This is a genomic window from Pseudomonas sp. UBA7530, from assembly GCF_002479365.1.
In the GTDB taxonomy this organism is placed as follows: domain Bacteria; phylum Pseudomonadota; class Gammaproteobacteria; order Pseudomonadales; family Pseudomonadaceae; genus Aquipseudomonas.
Window position 1 is genome coordinate 463,720 of sequence record NZ_DLMS01000013.1, and the last position, 16,143, is coordinate 479,862.

Sequence of the window (16,143 nt, forward strand, 5' to 3'; positions counted from 1 at the left end):
AAGAGTGACCCATGCTACAGAACAACCCCGAACTCAAAAGTAAGATCGACCAGCTCTGGAATAAATTTTGGAGCGGCGGTATTAGCAATCCGCTCACTGCCATCGAGCAGATAACCTACTTGCTGTTCATGAAGCGACTGGATGAACAAGATCTCAAGCGCCAGTCCGACGCCAAATGGACAGATGAAGAGTACACATCGAAGTTTGATGGCGTCTGGGTACCACCGGAGCATCGAACAAAGCTCACTGGCCGTGAGAGCGCGATGGATTTAGTCGAAATCCTTGCGCGTGACCGGCGCCAGTACGGCATCGAAAAGAGCACCCTACGCTGGAGCGAATTTAAGCGTATGCAGGCCGAAGAGATGCTGCAGCACGTTCAGGGCAAGGTGTTCCCTTTCCTCAAAGACCTGAATGGCGCGGAGTCCAACTTCACGCACCATATGAAAAATGCCGTGTTCATCATCCCTAAGCCAGCCCTACTGGTCGAGGCGGTGAAGACTATCGATGAGATCTTCGAGGTGATGGAGCGCGATTCGCACGAGAACGGTCAGGCGTTTCAGGATATCCAGGGCGATGTCTACGAGTTCCTGCTCTCGGAAATCGCTACCGCAGGCAAGAACGGCCAATTCCGCACCCCGCGCCACATTATCAAATTAATGGCAGACCTAGTGCAGCCGCAACTGGGCCACAAGATCGCCGACCCGGCCTGTGGCTCCGGTGGTTTCCTGCTTGGGGCTTATCAGTACATCGTCACCCAGCTTGCCATCAAGGCGGGCACTAACAGCCTTACGCCCGATGAAGATGGCTTCGTGCGCACCTCGGTTGCCTCCGCTCTAACTGAGCAGGCAAAAAACATTCTGCAAGAAACCCTCTATGGCTACGATATCGACGCCACTATGGTGCGTCTGGGGCTGATGAACCTCATGATGCATGGCGTCGACGAGCCGCACATTGACTACAAGGACACTCTCAGCAAGAGCTACACCGAGGAATCCGAATACGACATCGTGATGGCTAACCCGCCCTTCACCGGAAGTATCGACAAGGGCGATATCAACGAAAACCTGCAACTGGCCACCACCAAGACTGAGCTGCTGTTTGTCGAGAACATCTACCGCCTGCTCAAGAAGGGCGGTACCGCCTGCGTGATCGTACCGCAGGGCGTGTTGTTCGGCTCTGGCGGCGCGTTCAAGGCGCTGCGCCAGTTGCTGGTGGAGCGTTGCGACCTCAAGGCAGTGATCACCCTGCCCAGTGGTGTGTTCAGGCCTTATGCTGGGGTCAGCACCGCTATTTTGCTGTTCACCAAGGTCTGGGGGCCGAAAGACAAGGTCAACCAGCCTGCCACTGAACAGGTTTGGTTTTACGAGATGGCCGCCGATGGTTATTCGCTCGACGACAGACGCAGCAAGCAAGAAGGCTTTGGTGACCTGCAAGACATTATTGCCAAGTACCACGCCAGAAGAGTTACCGCAGATAACGACCGCACGGCCAAATGCTTCATGGTGCCACGCGGCGAGATCGTAGACGAAGGCTATGACCTCTCATTCTCGCGCTACAAGGACAACGTGTTTGAAGAGGTGCGCTACGACGCGCCGGACGTAATTCTGGATCGTCTGCTTCAGGCCGAGGTGGGCGATGTGGATGAAGCTGATCTGGCCAAGGTGCAGAGCGGCATCGTGCGCGATCTGCTGGAGCTGAAGGGGATGGTGGGATGAATGAATTGAAGTCGCCAACCCTAGGCTCGGCCATTTCAATCGCTAAAGGTAAAAAACACGAGGTATCCGAGTCACCATCGAAAGCTGCGAAACGTTTAATTGGTATCGACGATCTCCGAAATGATGATTTGATTCGATACACTGACGATTCAAATGGCGTGGAGGCAATGCCAGATGATGTGCTGATTGCATGGGATGGCGCCAATGCAGGAACGATTGGCTTTGGCAAGAGTGGTTACATCGGCAGCACGATTGCACGTCTTCGACTCAAGACAGGCGTTCGCCTATTCACGCCTTTTCTTGGATTGTACCTAAAGTCGAAGTTCGGGTTTCTGCGAAAAACCGCTACAGGCGCGACGATTCCGCACATCAATAGAAGCGCGCTAGAAAGTATTCCGCTTCCAGCGGTTGATTTTGACGACCAAATCCGCATTGCTCATCTGCTTGGTAAAGTGGAAGGGTTGATAGCTCGGCGCAAACAGCACCTGCGACAGCTAGACGATCTGCTTAAGAGCGTGTTTCTGGATATGTTTGGGCCGACCTGTCCCGGTCATGATGCTTGGCCGCAGGTTGAAATTCGCGAGCTTGCTGCCAATCATAAAGGTGCGATGAGAACTGGGCCCTTTGGTTCAAATTTGCTCCATAGTGAGTTTACTTCAGACGGCGATGTGGCAGTACTTGGCATAGATAATGCTGTGCAGAATAGATTTGCCTGGGGGGAGCGTCGTTTCATATCCGACGAAAAGTACCAGGAGCTTCAGGGTTATCGAATCTTTCCGGGCGACGTCATTGTCACAATTATGGGAACCATCGGTCGTTCGGCAGTAATTCCTGACGATATTCCAGTTGCTATCAACACCAAGCACCTTGCGGCAATTACTTTGAACCGAGAAGTGGCCAATCCTCTGTTCTTGTCCTACTCCATCCACTCCAGTCCATTTGTTCTGAGGCAATTCGCCAGCAAGAACAGAGGGGCAATTATGAGCGGTTTGAACTTGGGGATCATCAAAGAAACCAAGATAAAGCGCCCGCCAATCGAACTGCAAAATAGATTCGCAGATATCCATGAACAAGTAGACCAGTTGAAGTCCAGCTATCAACAAAGTCTCTACAGCCTCGAAGCCCTATACGGTGCATTGAGTCAGAAGGCCTTCAAGGGAGAGCTGGATTTGTCGCGGGTGGTGTTGCCTGCGCTCTCCATCGAAGGAGAGAGCCTCATGGCCGTTGCTTTGCCTACGCCGACTACTGCGCCGGCGATCAAACTGCCGGAAACCAAGTTGCTATTGCCCGCTTTGGAGAACCACGAACAGCTGCAACCCCTGCTGCACTTTTGGCTGGAGACCTACTGTGCGCAGTTGGGCAGTACAGCTTTCTCTGTAGAACGCTTCATCGTCGCTGCGCAAAACCGATTGTCAGAATTACATCCGGAGAATGATTTTGAGCTGGGTGCCGATGCCTACGAACACATCAAGTCTTGGGTATTCGAGGCGTTGACCGCTGGGCATCTTAAGCAGTGGCGAAACATCACTGACCACGAGAAAGAGAGCGGTAAACCTATCTTCGGGAACATGGTCGAGCTTAAGGCTGCTCAGGCATGAAACTGCTGCGCCTTAAGATCACCGACCCGAAAGGATTTCGCAGCCTGCCTTGTGGTTTTGAACATCACTTCCGGACCGAGTGGAGCTTGCAAAACGAATTGGCGGAGCCCGCGGGCTTTGCACCTTTTGTCTGCGCCGGTCCGAATGGCAGTGGTAAATCCAACCTACTCGAAGCCTTGGCAGCGATCTTCTATCAGCTGGAAGTCTTGCGTGTGCGCCGCAGCTTTCTGCCCGAAGCACTGCAAGATGAGGCGTTGGATTTTTCGCCCGTTTCATTTGAGCTGGATTACCTGATCCGCGTGCCTGCTGAGTACTGTACCTCCGACAGCCCGGAATGGGCGAAAGTGGGTGTGTGGAAAAATGTTGGGGAATCGGTTCGATTTCTGTGGGAGAACCAAGGCGACTTCAGCACCGATGTGTATGAGGCTTTCGGAAGCGGCCATGCCGACATTCTGTTACCCGAGTACGTGCTGGGCTACTCCTCTGGAGAGAACGAAATCCTCAGTCTGCCGTTTTTCAAAATGCGTTTCGTGCAGTTTGACGAGTACTGGACAGCACTGGCCAAAAAACTTCCTTATCCCGGTCGCCCTGATGTACGACTGGCCTACCTTGATAACGGGTTCAGCCAGGCCATCCTCCTTTGCAACCTGCTGTTTCATGATGAGGCAACACTTCAACCCTTTCGGGAAGATGTCGGCATTAAGGAGCTCACGGAATTTCGCATCCTCATTCGGCGCAGTATCCCGCTGACGCGCCAACAAGCAGAGGCATTTACTTCAGGGGACTACGTCCTGCCCGGTTATACGGAGGAGGGCTACTTCGCAGACAATTCCGTCATAGACCTCGATCCGGAGACTGGTGACTACCGCCTCAAGTTATTGCATGGGCTAGAGGGCGACGAACGTACCTCTATCATTGAAAAGCTCAAGCGTTGCTCCACCCTGCATTTCCATGATGAGGCCACCGATACGCTGATTCTGGACTATTGGGTCAATGAGCAGACGAAATACGCCTTCCGAGATAATTTCGACGGTTCCGCGCTATCTCTGTTCCAAGCACTGCAAGTGCTGCTGACGCTGAATCTGTATTCGGTCAGTGATGCGCTCAAGGCGGACCTGTACACCTCGACTAGCCACTATGTCAGTGAGACGATCCCGACGCTGGCCTCTGACCAGCGCGTCATGCGCTTCAAGCTCGTGCGCTTCACCAAACAGGGCGTAGCTGAACCAATGCTGCTCAAGGAGTTATCGGACGGCGAGCACCAGCTGCTGCACAGCCTGGGCCTGTGCCTACTGTTCCGTGACACCAACAGTCTATTCCTGCTCGACGAGCCCGAGACGCACTTCAATCCAGAATGGCGCGCCAGCTTCATCAGCCGCTTGCGCCAGTGCCTACCTGGCAAGGGTGAGTTTGCGCAGGAAATGCTGATCACCACCCACACTCCTTTTTTGATCTCCGACAGTAAGCCGGACAAGGTGCTGGTGTTTGCTAAGGACAAAGCCAGCGGCGTGGTCAGCATCCGCCACCCTGACTACAACACGCTGGGCGCCTCCATCAATAAGATCACGATGAACACCTTCAACAAGCGCGAAACCATTGGCGGTCATGCGCAGGCATTGTTGGAGGCGTTCCGCGCACGTTTAGAAGAGGGAGCCGAAGACAAAGAGTCGTTGATCACGGAGATTCACCAGCAACTAGGCGACTCTGTAGAAAAAGTGCTGCTGATCAAGGCTATCCTTGACGATGATCAGCCAGAAGATGGGGAGGCACAGAGCTGATGCTGTTTCCGTACACTTATGTACCGCACCAGATGGAAAAGATGCAGGCGTTCATTGACTTCATTTTTCATGAGGTCTGGTGCAAGGCTTGGGCAAGCGGCCCATTTGGTCTGCACTTGTTCGACGCCAACGCAGAGTTACGCGAAGTGATGGATGCGTTCTATTACTCCGACGCACAAGGCGCTGATTTTTTTTACGGTCATGTGGAACGAATCTACGGAATGTTTTCGGTGCTGACCGCTGCACAGATTAATCAGTTTCAGCAGTGGTACCAGGGTAATAACGATTTGGAGAAAATATGTGCCAATGATCCAACTGCGAGACTCGTACGCTACGCTGATATCGCCGTTATCCACAAAGACCTTAGCGAGCAACTTGCCGTCTTCTTCAAAGGGCTTTACTCTCAGTCGTTGCTAGATCTCGCTGCGTTGCGCGCCAAGATTGGTGACATCGCCGATCACTATCAAGCCTTTGTGTCCACCAATAAGGCAGGAAAATGCCCGTTTTGCGGCATTGGTGATATTAAGGGTGAGCATCACAGCAAGCGCGAGGCTTACGACCACTTCTTGCCCAAGGCGCTGTATCCGTTTAACTCGATCAATTTTCGCAATTTGGCACCCGCCTGCCACGAGTGCAACAGCACCTACAAGCTCAGCAAGGATCCTGTCCGCAATCGGGCGGGGCGGCGCAAGGCCTTCTATCCATTCGCAGCTGCGCTGCAGCCCGTGGATATTCAGGTGGTCTTGCAACATTCCGACATCGAGAACTTGAAGTCTGCAGACATACAGCTGCAATTCGGACCTGCTGCTATCAATGAGGAAATTGATACATGGAGGGATCTGTATGGAATAGATGAGCGTTACAAGGCGAAAGTCTGCGGAGAAAATGACGGTAAGTACTGGTTAGAGCAGGTGCTGGATGAATGGAAAGAGAAGGGGCGTGATCCTGCTGAGTTTCTAACGACCTTGGCGCGTCAAACCCAACGCCGACCATACGCTGACTGCAATTTCCTTAAGAAGCCATTTCTTGAGGCTTGCAGAGCGGTTGGGGTGCTGTGAGGTCTCCTCTGAAAAAAAGCGACAGCATTTCATTAAAAGCCTACATGAAAATAATGGTGATGCTGATCTCGCTTAAAAATTAAGTGCAGGGGCCAGTCGTTTGGCATGTCGCCTCAGGCTCGGACATGCTTTTACGTTTTCCAGGCCAATTAGTTGGGCAATCCAGTCAAATTGGTGTTCCCTAACTTGCATCCTTGCTCGCTGTAGCGCTCGAAGTATTGCGGTGGCTAGCGCTTCTCTTCCCAACAAGCGCTGTACTTGTGGGGACGCAAGAATATCGACGGTTGTGCCTAGCTGTAGGGCCTCAAAGCGTTCTTCTGCGATCCGGGTAGCTTTCTTTTCGTCAATCGCGGCAGAGAATCCATTTCTGTATGCGAGGGCTAAAGTAGCCGCCTCGCCGTCGCCAAGCGAACTAGAGGTATGTCCGGATACCATCCCAAAGAAATCTTCTAAGGCGGTTCCTGTCAGTTCCTTGATTATCAAGACTTGGTTGCTGATCAGTTCAGCAAGCAGCGCTGGTTCTGGCCTTCCATTCACTGCGCCTTGCTCGATCTCGCGCACGACGTAGTCGGTTACATAGAGAGGGACGGCTAATGCTTGCAAGATAGTGTTCGCATGCCCCGTCGCCAGCAGATTTATGATTACGCTAGCATCCAGGACGAGCGCAGCTCTCTGGTTAATGAGACAGCTTGAAAAGGTCATCTACCTCGTCCTCTTCTGCCTCATCAAGCAATTCACGCACTCTCTCGCGATCAAGCTTCAGCATCTCTGACATCTGGCCTTCGCTGATTAGATCTTTCTTCCATGCTTCGATCGCCAGCAAGAAGAGTCGTGACGATTGCGTCACATCAGCAGGGATCGAGTCAAATACAGTATCTCCCAGGACCTGACGGGCTTGCTCATCGGTAATGCCGCCATTATCCATGAACCAGTCCCAGGTTCCTTTTTTAGTCAGGCTAAGCTCTTCAAGGCGCATCACCATCGCTTGGCGGGATACGCCAAAAAAGCTTGAAAGCAGGATGATGTGTCTGCGAGTGAGATGGGTTGAGCCAATGGTCAACTCCTTGAATTTCTCCATGACGGCCCGGGCTGGCGTAAGAAATGCACTCGCGAATGCATTCGCGTATCGCTCCTCACGGGAGTTTTCATATTTCTCGTCTTGATAGACCTCTGGCCGGCGACGGGTCGCGATAAAGTGACCAAGCTCATGAGCACTGGTTTGGGCTCGACGATCTTTTCGGTGATTGGCATTGATTAGTATGCAAGCACCAACGGCGTCGTCATAAGCAAACAGCCCAGAGACTTTGGGGGCGAGTTTTCGGCTATAGACTCGCACGCCTAGCTGTAGCTCCAAAAGCGCAAAGATGTCCTGAATTGGTCCTTCGCCGAGCCCCAGCCAGTTTCGCAGGCTTTGTGCATCGTGCTCCGCCTGCTTGCGGACATCACCAGGAAGGATAGTTTTCTCTGCAGGGTAGTTATGTGCTCTCTGAATACCGAGCACATTTTCAAGCTCAACCTCAGCTCTGACGAGATCGTTCAGCATCCGCGCAGCTTGCTCGACACCTACCTCATTGGTATCCGGAAGCGAGCGGAAGCGTGGAACAAGATCCACATGAATGGCTTCCTGTCGCAGCAGCGAGTTGGCAGATACGCCATAGCAGCGGCTAAGTGCCTGGATTTCATCGAGCCGAGCAGTACGTTGCCCTTTCTCAATGGCCACAAGCGTGGTGCGCGCAACGCCTACTGCCTTAGCGGCAGCATCTTGGGTGATGTTCGCGGTTTCCCGCGCAACCTTCAGTCGTTCACCTAGCTCTACTGGGCTGAGTTCGTAATTTGGTTTGGTCATGATGCGTGATCTATCCATTTTCTCACGAACGACTCTGGTCCCAGGTCGTTCGTAAACGCTGACCATTCCATGGCATGTTGTTGCAAGAGCCGGTCAAAATTCTCCGCCACCGTTTGTGGCGTTTCAGCCAAAGCACGAGCTAGCTCGTTCGTCCTGAGGCGTTTGATCAGTTCGTACTGCGTGGATTCCCTAATAGAAGAAAGGTGCTCGAAATGGAGCACCCCTGCGATGGCATATTCTCGCAAGGCTTGAGTTTGTCTGCTGAAGTCTTTTGCTGCTCCAGCTTCAAAGTCCGTTGCACTCAACGATTCCCACACGTAGGTCTCCGGCGCTTCATTCAAGCCAGCGGCATGTACGCTTAGGCGACGGAGGATGCACGCAGCACAAATGCCACATTGTCGCCGTGAGCCTAGAACGGCAGTTTGTCGCGACTGCTGCCAACAAGATCTGGTAGTTGCCCAGCCAGCTCCATCTCCGCAGGTTTCGACAAACTCGCGCAGGGTTTCGCCTTTCGTTTTCCATAGACGGGGGAATTGGAATTGGATCGGATAGTCGAGTAGCGCGTTAACAAATCGCTCCATCAGCTTGGTGAAGACCGGATGGTTTCGGTAGTCCTCGTATCCATGACCAACTGGAAGGAGGGCCGGTGCGAGTGCGCCTTGGCCGCTTTCAGGAACGATGGTTGCTGGTGCATCAACTAGGTATGCCGCCATTGCAGATACGACAGCAAATTTGAATCCGCGGCTTCGGGCGCTAGTTTCAGTATTTTTGCGGTCATCAAGCTTCACTGAATAGGGGAGTGCCGTGAACGGGATTTTGAGACGTTCCTTCCTGGAGATATCGTGCTGCTTGCTGCCTACTCTCACGCGAACCAAGCGTTTTCCTAAGCGCTTGCTTTCCAGCTCGGCTACCGCACGGGAGTCCATGCCATCGCTATAGGCAATGACCGCTTCCGCGTTGGATGGGAACTGCATGTGATCTTGAACTGGTGGTTCTGCGGGAGCTTTTCGAGCGTGAAACTCGAAATGCCAGGCATCTCCGGTAAGAAGGTTCAGTGCCTCCACTAGTGCTCCGGTAACTGCATTTTCTGACCATTTTTCGTGGTCATGAACTGGAATGCGTACAACAAAACGCCGCCCCCAGTTCATTGTGCTGCGGGTAAGAGTGCGATCACAAAACTCAACGGCAGCGGCCACGACTAGGGCGTCATAGACCCTGGGTTGCCATTTTTGCGAGGAGAAGGATGCGAGAGCTTCTAGATCGAAATTGATGTTCTGTCCGAGATGGCAGGGCAGCATGCCTTTTCGTGGGCGTACGCCGGATTCGACCACATCAACAGCCATCTCCTTCAGCGGTGAGAATTTTTTCAAAGCGATACTCCTGCGTCCAAGCCGGTCATTTTTCTTGAGCGCTGAGAGACCGGTGCTGGGCCCAACAGAATCAAGCCCAGTTGGTTTTCTGAGAGTCCGCAGATTGCGTCGGAGATACGCGTGCTCACATGGTCCGCTCGCCTGTGGTTGGACTCTCTCAGGTAGTGCTCTTCAACAGAGCGCACGGTTGCTAGTCCACGAATTTTGGCAGCAAGGCCTACAGCTTCATGAAACGCATCTGAACCGAATTTGCCTTCATGGATGAGCTCAATGCTGCATGCCACGACATTTCTTCCAAACACTGATCCAGCAGCAAGAGCGTTTGCATCATTTAGCTGAGCAAGCGCAATCTCAGGGAGCATGAGGGAATTGTCACGACCGGAAAAAATAGATTTCAGCTCTTGGGTCAGTTCCCAGGAAACCTCCATCTTGAAATCGCTGGCGAGGGCTTTGGTTGCGGCCTCTGCTACTTCACTGGCGCTGTAGGCGGCCTTGTCGCCGCGCATGGCCAGATCTTTCCAAGGCTTTCGCATCGGCAAGCTTCTGTGTGGTCCGTCGCTCATCGTCCAGCCTCCGGTGATCACCGTTTCTGACAATGTCAGTAATTTTATGTAAAAATATGACATTGTCAAGGTTGATAGCAGGAGGTGAGAAATTGAGAATCATTCGCTTGAAAGAGGTAATCAGTTCTACCGGATTGGCCAGATCCACTATCTATAAGCTGATAGGGTCAGGCATGTTTCCACAGTCTGTGCCCTTGACGGGGCGAAGCGTTGGTTGGATTGAGAACGAGGTCACTGCTTGGATTCAATCGAGGATTGAGGCGCGCAACACGGCCTAAATTGTTCCTGGCGGGTGTTCTGCAGGGTTGCAGTGGGTGGGTGAAATAAAGAAGTTACCCACCTGCTCAACATCGACTGCAACCAAACCCATGCTGCCCATTACCGTACTGCTTGGTCGCTGCTTTGCAAATATAACTGGCTCTCCTGAAGAAGCGCTTCTGGCTTTCCCTGTCATCAATGTCTATCCGATAGGTTGCGTTTTTAGGTATGTGCACCAAACCAGCAGCTTTTTCAACGGGTATCTTGAGTGCGCTGGCCCAAGATTCCACAAGGCGGTTGTAGTTGTTTCTTCTACCTAGTTCGAAGGTTCCAAGGCTATTGTAAGCATCATGGTTGAGGAAAACTATTCCGTGATAGTGTTGCTGTTCTTGGCTTGCAATTTCTCTTGCCCAGGCATATAGAACGTTGCTGTCATGAGCTCTACTGTTAGCGGACTTAGCTCGTTTACGATCAATCTGTATTTTATTTTTGTAAGAGGCGTAGAACCGCTGAATTACGTTATTCGTCAACGCATCGATGGGGCGTGCTGACTTATCTTTGGGTAGGCGTAGATCAAATCGTATAGCGTAAATCCTGTGGTGACGGGTGAGAGCACTTACCATGAGGTGTTGTAGTTGAAAGAGATGATTAACTACGAAGGGACCTTTGCCTACCATGACTGGTAGGCCTTGGTAAGTATCGTTGTAGTGGAGTGATAAGTTAGTGTTTATCTTATGTCTTTTCATCTGCTGGTCATTCTGTATTAGTGGTTAGTGTGTATGGGTATGTAAAGCATAAAACTATTTACCGAGCACTTGCTGTGATTGTTTTCTAGTTGGGAGTCTTGCTATTGGTGGCTTTGTTATTTTCTTTTGTTTGCTATTTTGGTCTTGAGAAATATCACTAATAGATAGCGGTGGGTGTGTTGTTTTTTACAAAAAAATAAATAGGTGCGGGAGGCGACCGCACCCCGTTTTTTATATGGCTCAGGTGTGGATTTATATTTGATTGAGTTCGGCAAGCGATACGCAGCCTTCAGCTCCCACGATGATGTGGTCTAGCGTGCGTACGCCCACCATCTCGAGTGCTTGCTTGAGTCTGCTGGTCAGGACACGGTCTGCATGGCTTGGCTCCGGATCACCGGAAGGGTGGTTATGCACCAACACCATGGCTGCTGCGTTGTGTTCTAGCGCTACTTTGACGACTTCGCGGGGATAGACGCTGGCACTATCCAGGGTGCCGCGAAACAGCTCCTCGAATCGAATGACACGGTGTTTGCTGTCCAGCAGTAGCAGTGCAAATACCTCATGCTCATAGTCCTGCAGCAGGAGTTGCAGGTAGCTGAAGACTTCCTTGGGTTGGTGCAAGGCCTGGCCTTTGCGCAGCCGCTTGCTGGCCAGGTGTTGAGCCATTTCCACGATATCGGCTTCGGTCACCGGTGCTTCGGCGATGTAGGTGCCAGCGGACTCGCCGGCCTTGAATTTGGCAGTCATAGGACCTCCATTCGGCTGTGTTTGTAGGGGCATAAAAAAACCGCCGGACCATCGAGTGATCTGGCGGTTTGAGGGGGATCAGCTGAACCCGTATTTCAGATCAGCTTTGTCAGTGGGGCATCAGGGCAAGCGGCCTTCGCTACACCATTGCTGCCACTCGGTGATTTGGTCGTGGATGATCGTGACTTCGTCTCCTTCATCTTGGCGATAGGCAGCGATCCAGGCATCCAGGCACGCCTCAGCATCCATCGCTGAGGGAGCTGCTTTTATTCGACCCAGATGAAGTAGTCGGCCCTGGAACTGATATTCAACGCAAGCGTAGTTCTGGCAGTTGGTCTGGACGCTCTGCTCCCAAACGTGATGCTCCTCCTGAACACGCTGCTTGGTTGCTTCGCTGTAGTTAGGACTGTTCATGATTTTATTGAAGCCCTTGTCGACAGCTCGTTTGAGCGCCGTCAGGGATTGCCGATAGCAGGTCTCAACCTCTTGAGCAGATCGCCTGGAATCACAGTAGGCATTGGCCTGAACGTTCATCGAGGCCAGCAGCAATATCGGAACAAGTGCGGTCAGTCGCTTCATGGGGCACCTACAGCAGCGGTGCTTTTTGGCGTAGGTCGGAATAGGTCTTCACGTTATTGCGGTAGACGTCCTGAAGGCTGCTGAGCCGATCGATGTGGCCAAACCTCTTGATCTGCCCGTCGCTGTAAGTACCCTCCAGCCCCGACCAAACGAGTTCGATTTCGTCATCCTTGACGACCCACTCAAAGATTTCGGCAACTGACTCTATGGTGGCGGCATTGTCAAATTGCTCCAGCTTTGCGGCGTGCTGGGCATCCAGCTCCTCAAGCTTGGCAGCAACGGAGTTCTGCAGGTTTTCATAAAGCTCCGTTGCCCGGTTCAGGCGCTGCTGAGCGTGAGCCACCGATTCTTGCCCGCGAGCATTCTGGACTTCGTTCAGGCGAGCCCGCTCCTCAGCAATCTGGGCTTGAACCTTTTCGCGTTCAGCCGCCATGGCCCGAAGCAGCTCCTGTTCGTTTTGCTTGTGCGCAGCGAACTGAGGGGAGGTTGTGTCTCGCGTGTAGCTCAAGAAGTAACGCTGTGCAGCTGCTGCAACCTCTGGGCTGCCGGAATAGTTCTGAAGCGAGCGAGAGGGGGCGTTTTCGGAGAGCAGATCCTCCCGGGCCATCAGGTCGGTGAGCCGGTCGCTGTCCAAGGTTGCAGTGTTGGCAGGCCGCGGTTTATTCAGCGCGTTCTCGGCGGCTTCCACCTCCATGCGCGCTGGTTCAAGGTGGACTTGGGCAGCACGTCGTTGCATGTCGAAGCCGCTCAGCAAGTTCTCCCGGATACGTTGTTTTTCCTGTTCGTAGTACGACTCGATGCCGGTGATATGGCACTTGTACTGAACAAGCTCTCTGTTTCTGTCATCGGTAATGACGTCCCAATCGACGCTGTCGCAGATGCTCCGATTGCTGAACGCCTGGTCGACGGTGTATTGCTGGTTGATTTTCATTCGACCGTTCTTAACGGTATCGATGGCTTCATTGCAGCCGGCCAAGGCCAGGGGCAAAAGCGGCACGAGAATGATCGTTCGCAGGTTCATGTGATCCTCGAATGGTTTGAAAATGAAAGGGAGGGGTTTGAAGCGGGCTGCATCCTGCAGGGGGATTCCTGAGTGTTTAGGTTGTCTTTGGACTTTAAGGGTTGAGGTTCAACTTTTTGAGTCCTTCATGTCAATAAGTGGTTAGCCAACCATCCAGGTCGAGATGGGAGGCGACATGTCCGAGATTGATCAGAAGCACCTGGCCGAAGCTGTAGGTCGAGCGATTGCCAAGCAGCGTGTCCGCGCCGGTATGACGCAAGAGCATGTGGCGGAGCGGCTTGGCATTGGCAGCGAGGCGATTTCCCGCATTGAGCGGGGTATCGTCATCCCCAACATTTCTCGGTTGCTGGAGTTCGCCGCCATCTTTGAGTGCGAGGCCGCGGATCTGCTGACAGAAGCAAGCCCGCGAACCGATGATCAGGCGCAACGGATCAGTCGTATGCTGGCTACGGTCTCACCTGCGGATCGTCAGTTGATCCTGGGGCTGGTCGAGCAGTTGGCGGATCGCCTGGCTGAGGCGTAAGGGTGTCGCTAGGCTGCTGGTCGAAACGTGCACCACAGCGCAGGCAAAGGCACTCGAATTCTCCGAAGTGATAACGCTGAAGGTCTTGGGCAAATTCCCAGCCCTGTGCGCATCCAGAGGTTGCGCTTTCTACGGCGCGTGTAAGCCGTTCGAGTCCCATCTGAAACGTGTCGCCGATATCGCGGTTTCGGTGCGTGTTGCTCTGCACGCGCATCTTTGAACAGCCGTCCAGGAAGCCGCCTAGCGTTCCCAGCAGCAGGGAGCAGGCTTGCGCCTGTGCCTTGGTGACCACGAGCATCGACTCGCAAATCAGGCATCGTGTTTCCATGAAGAACCTCCTGAGACTTAGGGCCTCGCTTCGCTGCTGAGCGATTCCAGCTTGGCGGCCAGGGCTGTGCGTTGTGGGGGTGAAGGCTCGCTGGCGGTGGGCGCTGGCTCGGTGAGCGGGAAGAACTCATCGACAATCGTGCCGCTGTCCTCCTCGTTATCTTCGAAGGCGCCATTGCCCAGCCCTTGCTGCGCGGCGCTATCGAGCGCGCGCTGGTCGAAGCCGGCTGCTTGGCGAGCCTCATCCAATTGCTTGGCGGCCAGCAGGTTCTCCTCCACGCTCATGCCGCTACGCAGCGTGATGTCCACGTAGAAAATGGGCGTTCCATGGCTTTGCCGGGTGGATTTGCCGCGTAGGCGCAGCTCCAATGCCAAGCAGGCCAGGCGATTGCCCGAGATTGCCTGGAAGTATTTCAGGCGTGCTGCGAGGGTGCGGATGCTGTTGAAACCAGTGGTGCGGAACACAAAGCTGCCTAGCGGATCATCGTCGCCAATAACGACATTGAGTCGGCCGTACGGCTTGCAGGCGCCCCCTTTGGCCAGTGGGCAGGCATCGGGCGAGGGACACGGCAGTGTCTGGATTCCGTCCTGATCAATGCGCTTGCAGGTTTCCCCATTGCCCACACAAACCGGGCGTCCGGTTTGCCGATCGAACAGGGTGTAGTCGGCGCGGAAGTTGAGCTCGGGTTCGTTGAACATCAGACGGATCGGGATGCTGCGCAGTTTGTCTTCTTTGCCTTGGCGCAGTTGGTCGTTGAGTGGATGCAGTAACCAGCCATCCTTGCCTTGCACCTGGGAGGTGATGGTGAATTGATCGTCTTTCTCCGGCAGACGTTTGCCGTTTCTCTCGACGACTTTGCCGATTGAGATGCGGCCAATCACTGGGGGCGTTAGAGCCAGACCTTTCAACATGGGTGTTCTCCTGGAAACGAAAAAAGGCCAGCCATGCAGCGCGAACTGCATGGACTGGCCAAGGGGGAGGGAACGGGTGGAAACAGCCGGATTCAGCCGACCAAGAAGCGCCGAGCGCCGGGCTTCAGTAGCGGGTACTTGGCCTGCAAGTAAGGTTTGTCCTTGAGTAGCTGAGTGACGTCCAAGCCAATGCTGTCTTTGGCCTTGCGCCAACTGACGTAACCGCTGGCGAACTCAGCCCGGCTGGCGTCACCCATGGCTTGCTGCAACATCTGCTTGAGCTCGGCTTCTCGCTTCTCCTTGTCGGCAATCGACTGGCGAACGGCTTTCAGCTCGATGAAGGCTGCGGTCAGTCCGGCATGGCTGCTGAAGTCGATGACCTGGCCGTTGTCTTCCGGATAGAGGCAGCGCAGGGCCATTTCAGCGGATGCCGAGCCATCGGCCGGTGGCGGTGTGTCCGTTTCCACGTACTGCCAGAACCTGCGCTCCAGCTCGATGAGCCGCGCGATCATCTGCTCGTCCCGCTCGATTCGGTGAATCTCCAGCGCCTGACCGCCTAGCAGTACAGCCACATCAGCCGCCTGCTTGCCGGTGACGGCGAGCTGGTGCATGACCTGCAGTTGCACATACTCGGGCGCGCCCTCTTTCCAGAGGCGTGCCCCGTTTATGCCGGCAGTCTTGCATTCGAGAATCTGCACATCGTCAGCGCCGATCACCTCACGGTCGATGTTGGCCAACATCCAGGACATTTCCGGATCCGGATGCTGGAGCACGGCGTTGATGCGCCGCACGCGGTTCTTTGTGCGCTTGCTGTAGTGCCAGGCCACGATAGGCTCGAGTACGTTGCCCCAGTAGGCTGGGCTTTCCTCATCATGCGGATCGGTCTTCGGCAGTTTGGTGTCGCGGCCGGTTTTCTCCAGCCACAGTTCCAGCTGCGATTTGTAGGGATTGAGGCCGACCGCTGCTGCCGCATCCGAACTGCCAATACCTTGCTTGCGGATTTGCAGCCAGTCCTCGCGCGGCAGCTCCTTGGTGCTGACCAGGCGCAGGGCAGGGCGTTTCTTGCGGGTGCTGCTGTTCAGTGACGTTGCTTTCATGTTGC

At 53.9% G+C, this 16,143-nt stretch carries 16 protein-coding genes; 6 read left to right on the top strand and 10 right to left on the bottom strand.

Features of this window, described 5'->3' with window-relative positions; all coding sequences use genetic code 11:
* Positions 1–11 precede the first annotated feature (11 nt).
* The 4 genes from B2U07_RS22785 to B2U07_RS22800 are packed head-to-tail and all read left to right on the top strand — an operon-like array spanning position 12 to position 6,149.
* The gene (locus B2U07_RS22785) at positions 12–1,715 is read left to right on the top strand and encodes an HsdM family class I SAM-dependent methyltransferase (protein WP_296277998.1); all 1,704 of its coding nucleotides are present in this window, start codon (positions 12–14) and stop codon (positions 1,713–1,715) included.
* A complete protein-coding gene (locus tag B2U07_RS22790; protein WP_296278001.1) occupies positions 1,712–3,313 on the top strand; it encodes a restriction endonuclease subunit S in 1,602 nt (533 codons plus the stop codon). The genes B2U07_RS22785 and B2U07_RS22790 overlap by 4 nt, the downstream gene beginning before the upstream one ends.
* The gene (locus B2U07_RS22795) at positions 3,310–5,091 is read left to right on the top strand and encodes a restriction system-associated AAA family ATPase (protein WP_296278003.1); all 1,782 of its coding nucleotides are present in this window, start codon (positions 3,310–3,312) and stop codon (positions 5,089–5,091) included. Before B2U07_RS22790 ends, B2U07_RS22795 begins: the two co-directional genes overlap by 4 nt.
* The gene (locus B2U07_RS22800; RefSeq protein WP_296278004.1) at positions 5,091–6,149 is read left to right on the top strand and encodes an HNH endonuclease; all 1,059 of its coding nucleotides are present in this window, start codon (positions 5,091–5,093) and stop codon (positions 6,147–6,149) included. Before B2U07_RS22795 ends, B2U07_RS22800 begins: the two co-directional genes overlap by 1 nt.
* A gap of 72 nt (positions 6,150–6,221) precedes the next feature.
* Here B2U07_RS22800 and B2U07_RS22805 read toward each other — a convergent pair whose 3' ends face one another.
* Genes B2U07_RS22805 through B2U07_RS22820 form a run of 4 tightly spaced genes read right to left on the bottom strand, consistent with a single transcriptional unit; the run spans position 6,222 to position 9,928 of the window.
* Positions 6,222–6,851, bottom strand: a complete 630-nt coding sequence (locus B2U07_RS22805) for a hypothetical protein (RefSeq protein ID WP_296278005.1) — start codon at positions 6,849–6,851, stop codon at positions 6,222–6,224.
* Positions 6,826–7,995 carry an XRE family transcriptional regulator gene (locus B2U07_RS22810; RefSeq protein ID WP_296278006.1) on the bottom strand — a complete coding sequence of 390 codons (1,170 nt, stop codon included), beginning with the start codon at positions 7,993–7,995 and terminating at the stop codon, positions 6,826–6,828. The genes B2U07_RS22805 and B2U07_RS22810 overlap by 26 nt, the downstream gene beginning before the upstream one ends.
* Entirely contained in the window at positions 7,992–9,365 is a 1,374-nt protein-coding gene (locus tag B2U07_RS22815; protein WP_296278007.1) for a 7-cyano-7-deazaguanine synthase, read from the bottom strand. Before B2U07_RS22815 ends, B2U07_RS22810 begins: the two co-directional genes overlap by 4 nt.
* Positions 9,362–9,928, bottom strand: coding sequence for a hypothetical protein (locus tag B2U07_RS22820; protein WP_296278008.1), 567 nt, complete (start codon positions 9,926–9,928; stop codon positions 9,362–9,364). The genes B2U07_RS22815 and B2U07_RS22820 overlap by 4 nt, the downstream gene beginning before the upstream one ends.
* A gap of 92 nt (positions 9,929–10,020) precedes the next feature.
* Between B2U07_RS22820 and B2U07_RS22825 the strand changes: the two genes are divergently transcribed.
* Positions 10,021–10,206, top strand: a complete 186-nt coding sequence (locus B2U07_RS22825) for a helix-turn-helix transcriptional regulator (RefSeq protein WP_079453006.1) — start codon at positions 10,021–10,023, stop codon at positions 10,204–10,206.
* A 66-nt stretch (positions 10,207–10,272) separates the two neighbouring features.
* On the opposite strand, the gene B2U07_RS22830 is transcribed toward B2U07_RS22825, so the two are convergent.
* From B2U07_RS22830 to B2U07_RS22845, 4 genes are all read right to left on the bottom strand, one after another.
* A complete protein-coding gene (locus B2U07_RS22830; RefSeq protein WP_296278009.1) occupies positions 10,273–10,932 on the bottom strand; it encodes an inovirus Gp2 family protein in 660 nt (219 codons plus the stop codon).
* Positions 10,933–11,184: 252 nt separating this feature from the next.
* Positions 11,185–11,679 (bottom strand): RadC family protein, encoded by a 495-nt coding sequence (gene radC / locus B2U07_RS22835; protein ID WP_296278010.1) that lies wholly within the window; start codon positions 11,677–11,679, stop codon positions 11,185–11,187.
* Between the two features lie 120 nt (positions 11,680–11,799).
* Positions 11,800–12,258 carry a hypothetical protein gene (locus B2U07_RS22840; protein ID WP_296278011.1) on the bottom strand — a complete coding sequence of 153 codons (459 nt, stop codon included), beginning with the start codon at positions 12,256–12,258 and terminating at the stop codon, positions 11,800–11,802.
* Between the two features lie 7 nt (positions 12,259–12,265).
* The gene (locus B2U07_RS22845; RefSeq protein WP_296278012.1) at positions 12,266–13,279 is read right to left on the bottom strand and encodes a hypothetical protein; all 1,014 of its coding nucleotides are present in this window, start codon (positions 13,277–13,279) and stop codon (positions 12,266–12,268) included.
* Positions 13,280–13,454: 175 nt separating this feature from the next.
* Here B2U07_RS22845 and B2U07_RS22850 point away from each other — a divergent pair, with 175 nt between their 5' ends.
* A complete protein-coding gene (locus B2U07_RS22850; protein ID WP_025297461.1) occupies positions 13,455–13,802 on the top strand; it encodes a helix-turn-helix domain-containing protein in 348 nt (115 codons plus the stop codon).
* A 345-nt stretch (positions 13,803–14,147) separates the two neighbouring features.
* Here the strand turns inward: B2U07_RS22850 and B2U07_RS22855 are convergent, their stop codons facing one another.
* The gene (locus tag B2U07_RS22855) at positions 14,148–15,041 is read right to left on the bottom strand and encodes a hydrolase or metal-binding protein (protein WP_084929172.1); all 894 of its coding nucleotides are present in this window, start codon (positions 15,039–15,041) and stop codon (positions 14,148–14,150) included.
* 92 nt (positions 15,042–15,133) lie between these two features.
* Positions 15,134–16,138, bottom strand: coding sequence for a YqaJ viral recombinase family protein (locus B2U07_RS22860; RefSeq protein WP_090430523.1), 1,005 nt, complete (start codon positions 16,136–16,138; stop codon positions 15,134–15,136).
* Between the last annotated feature and the right edge of the window lie 5 nt (positions 16,139–16,143).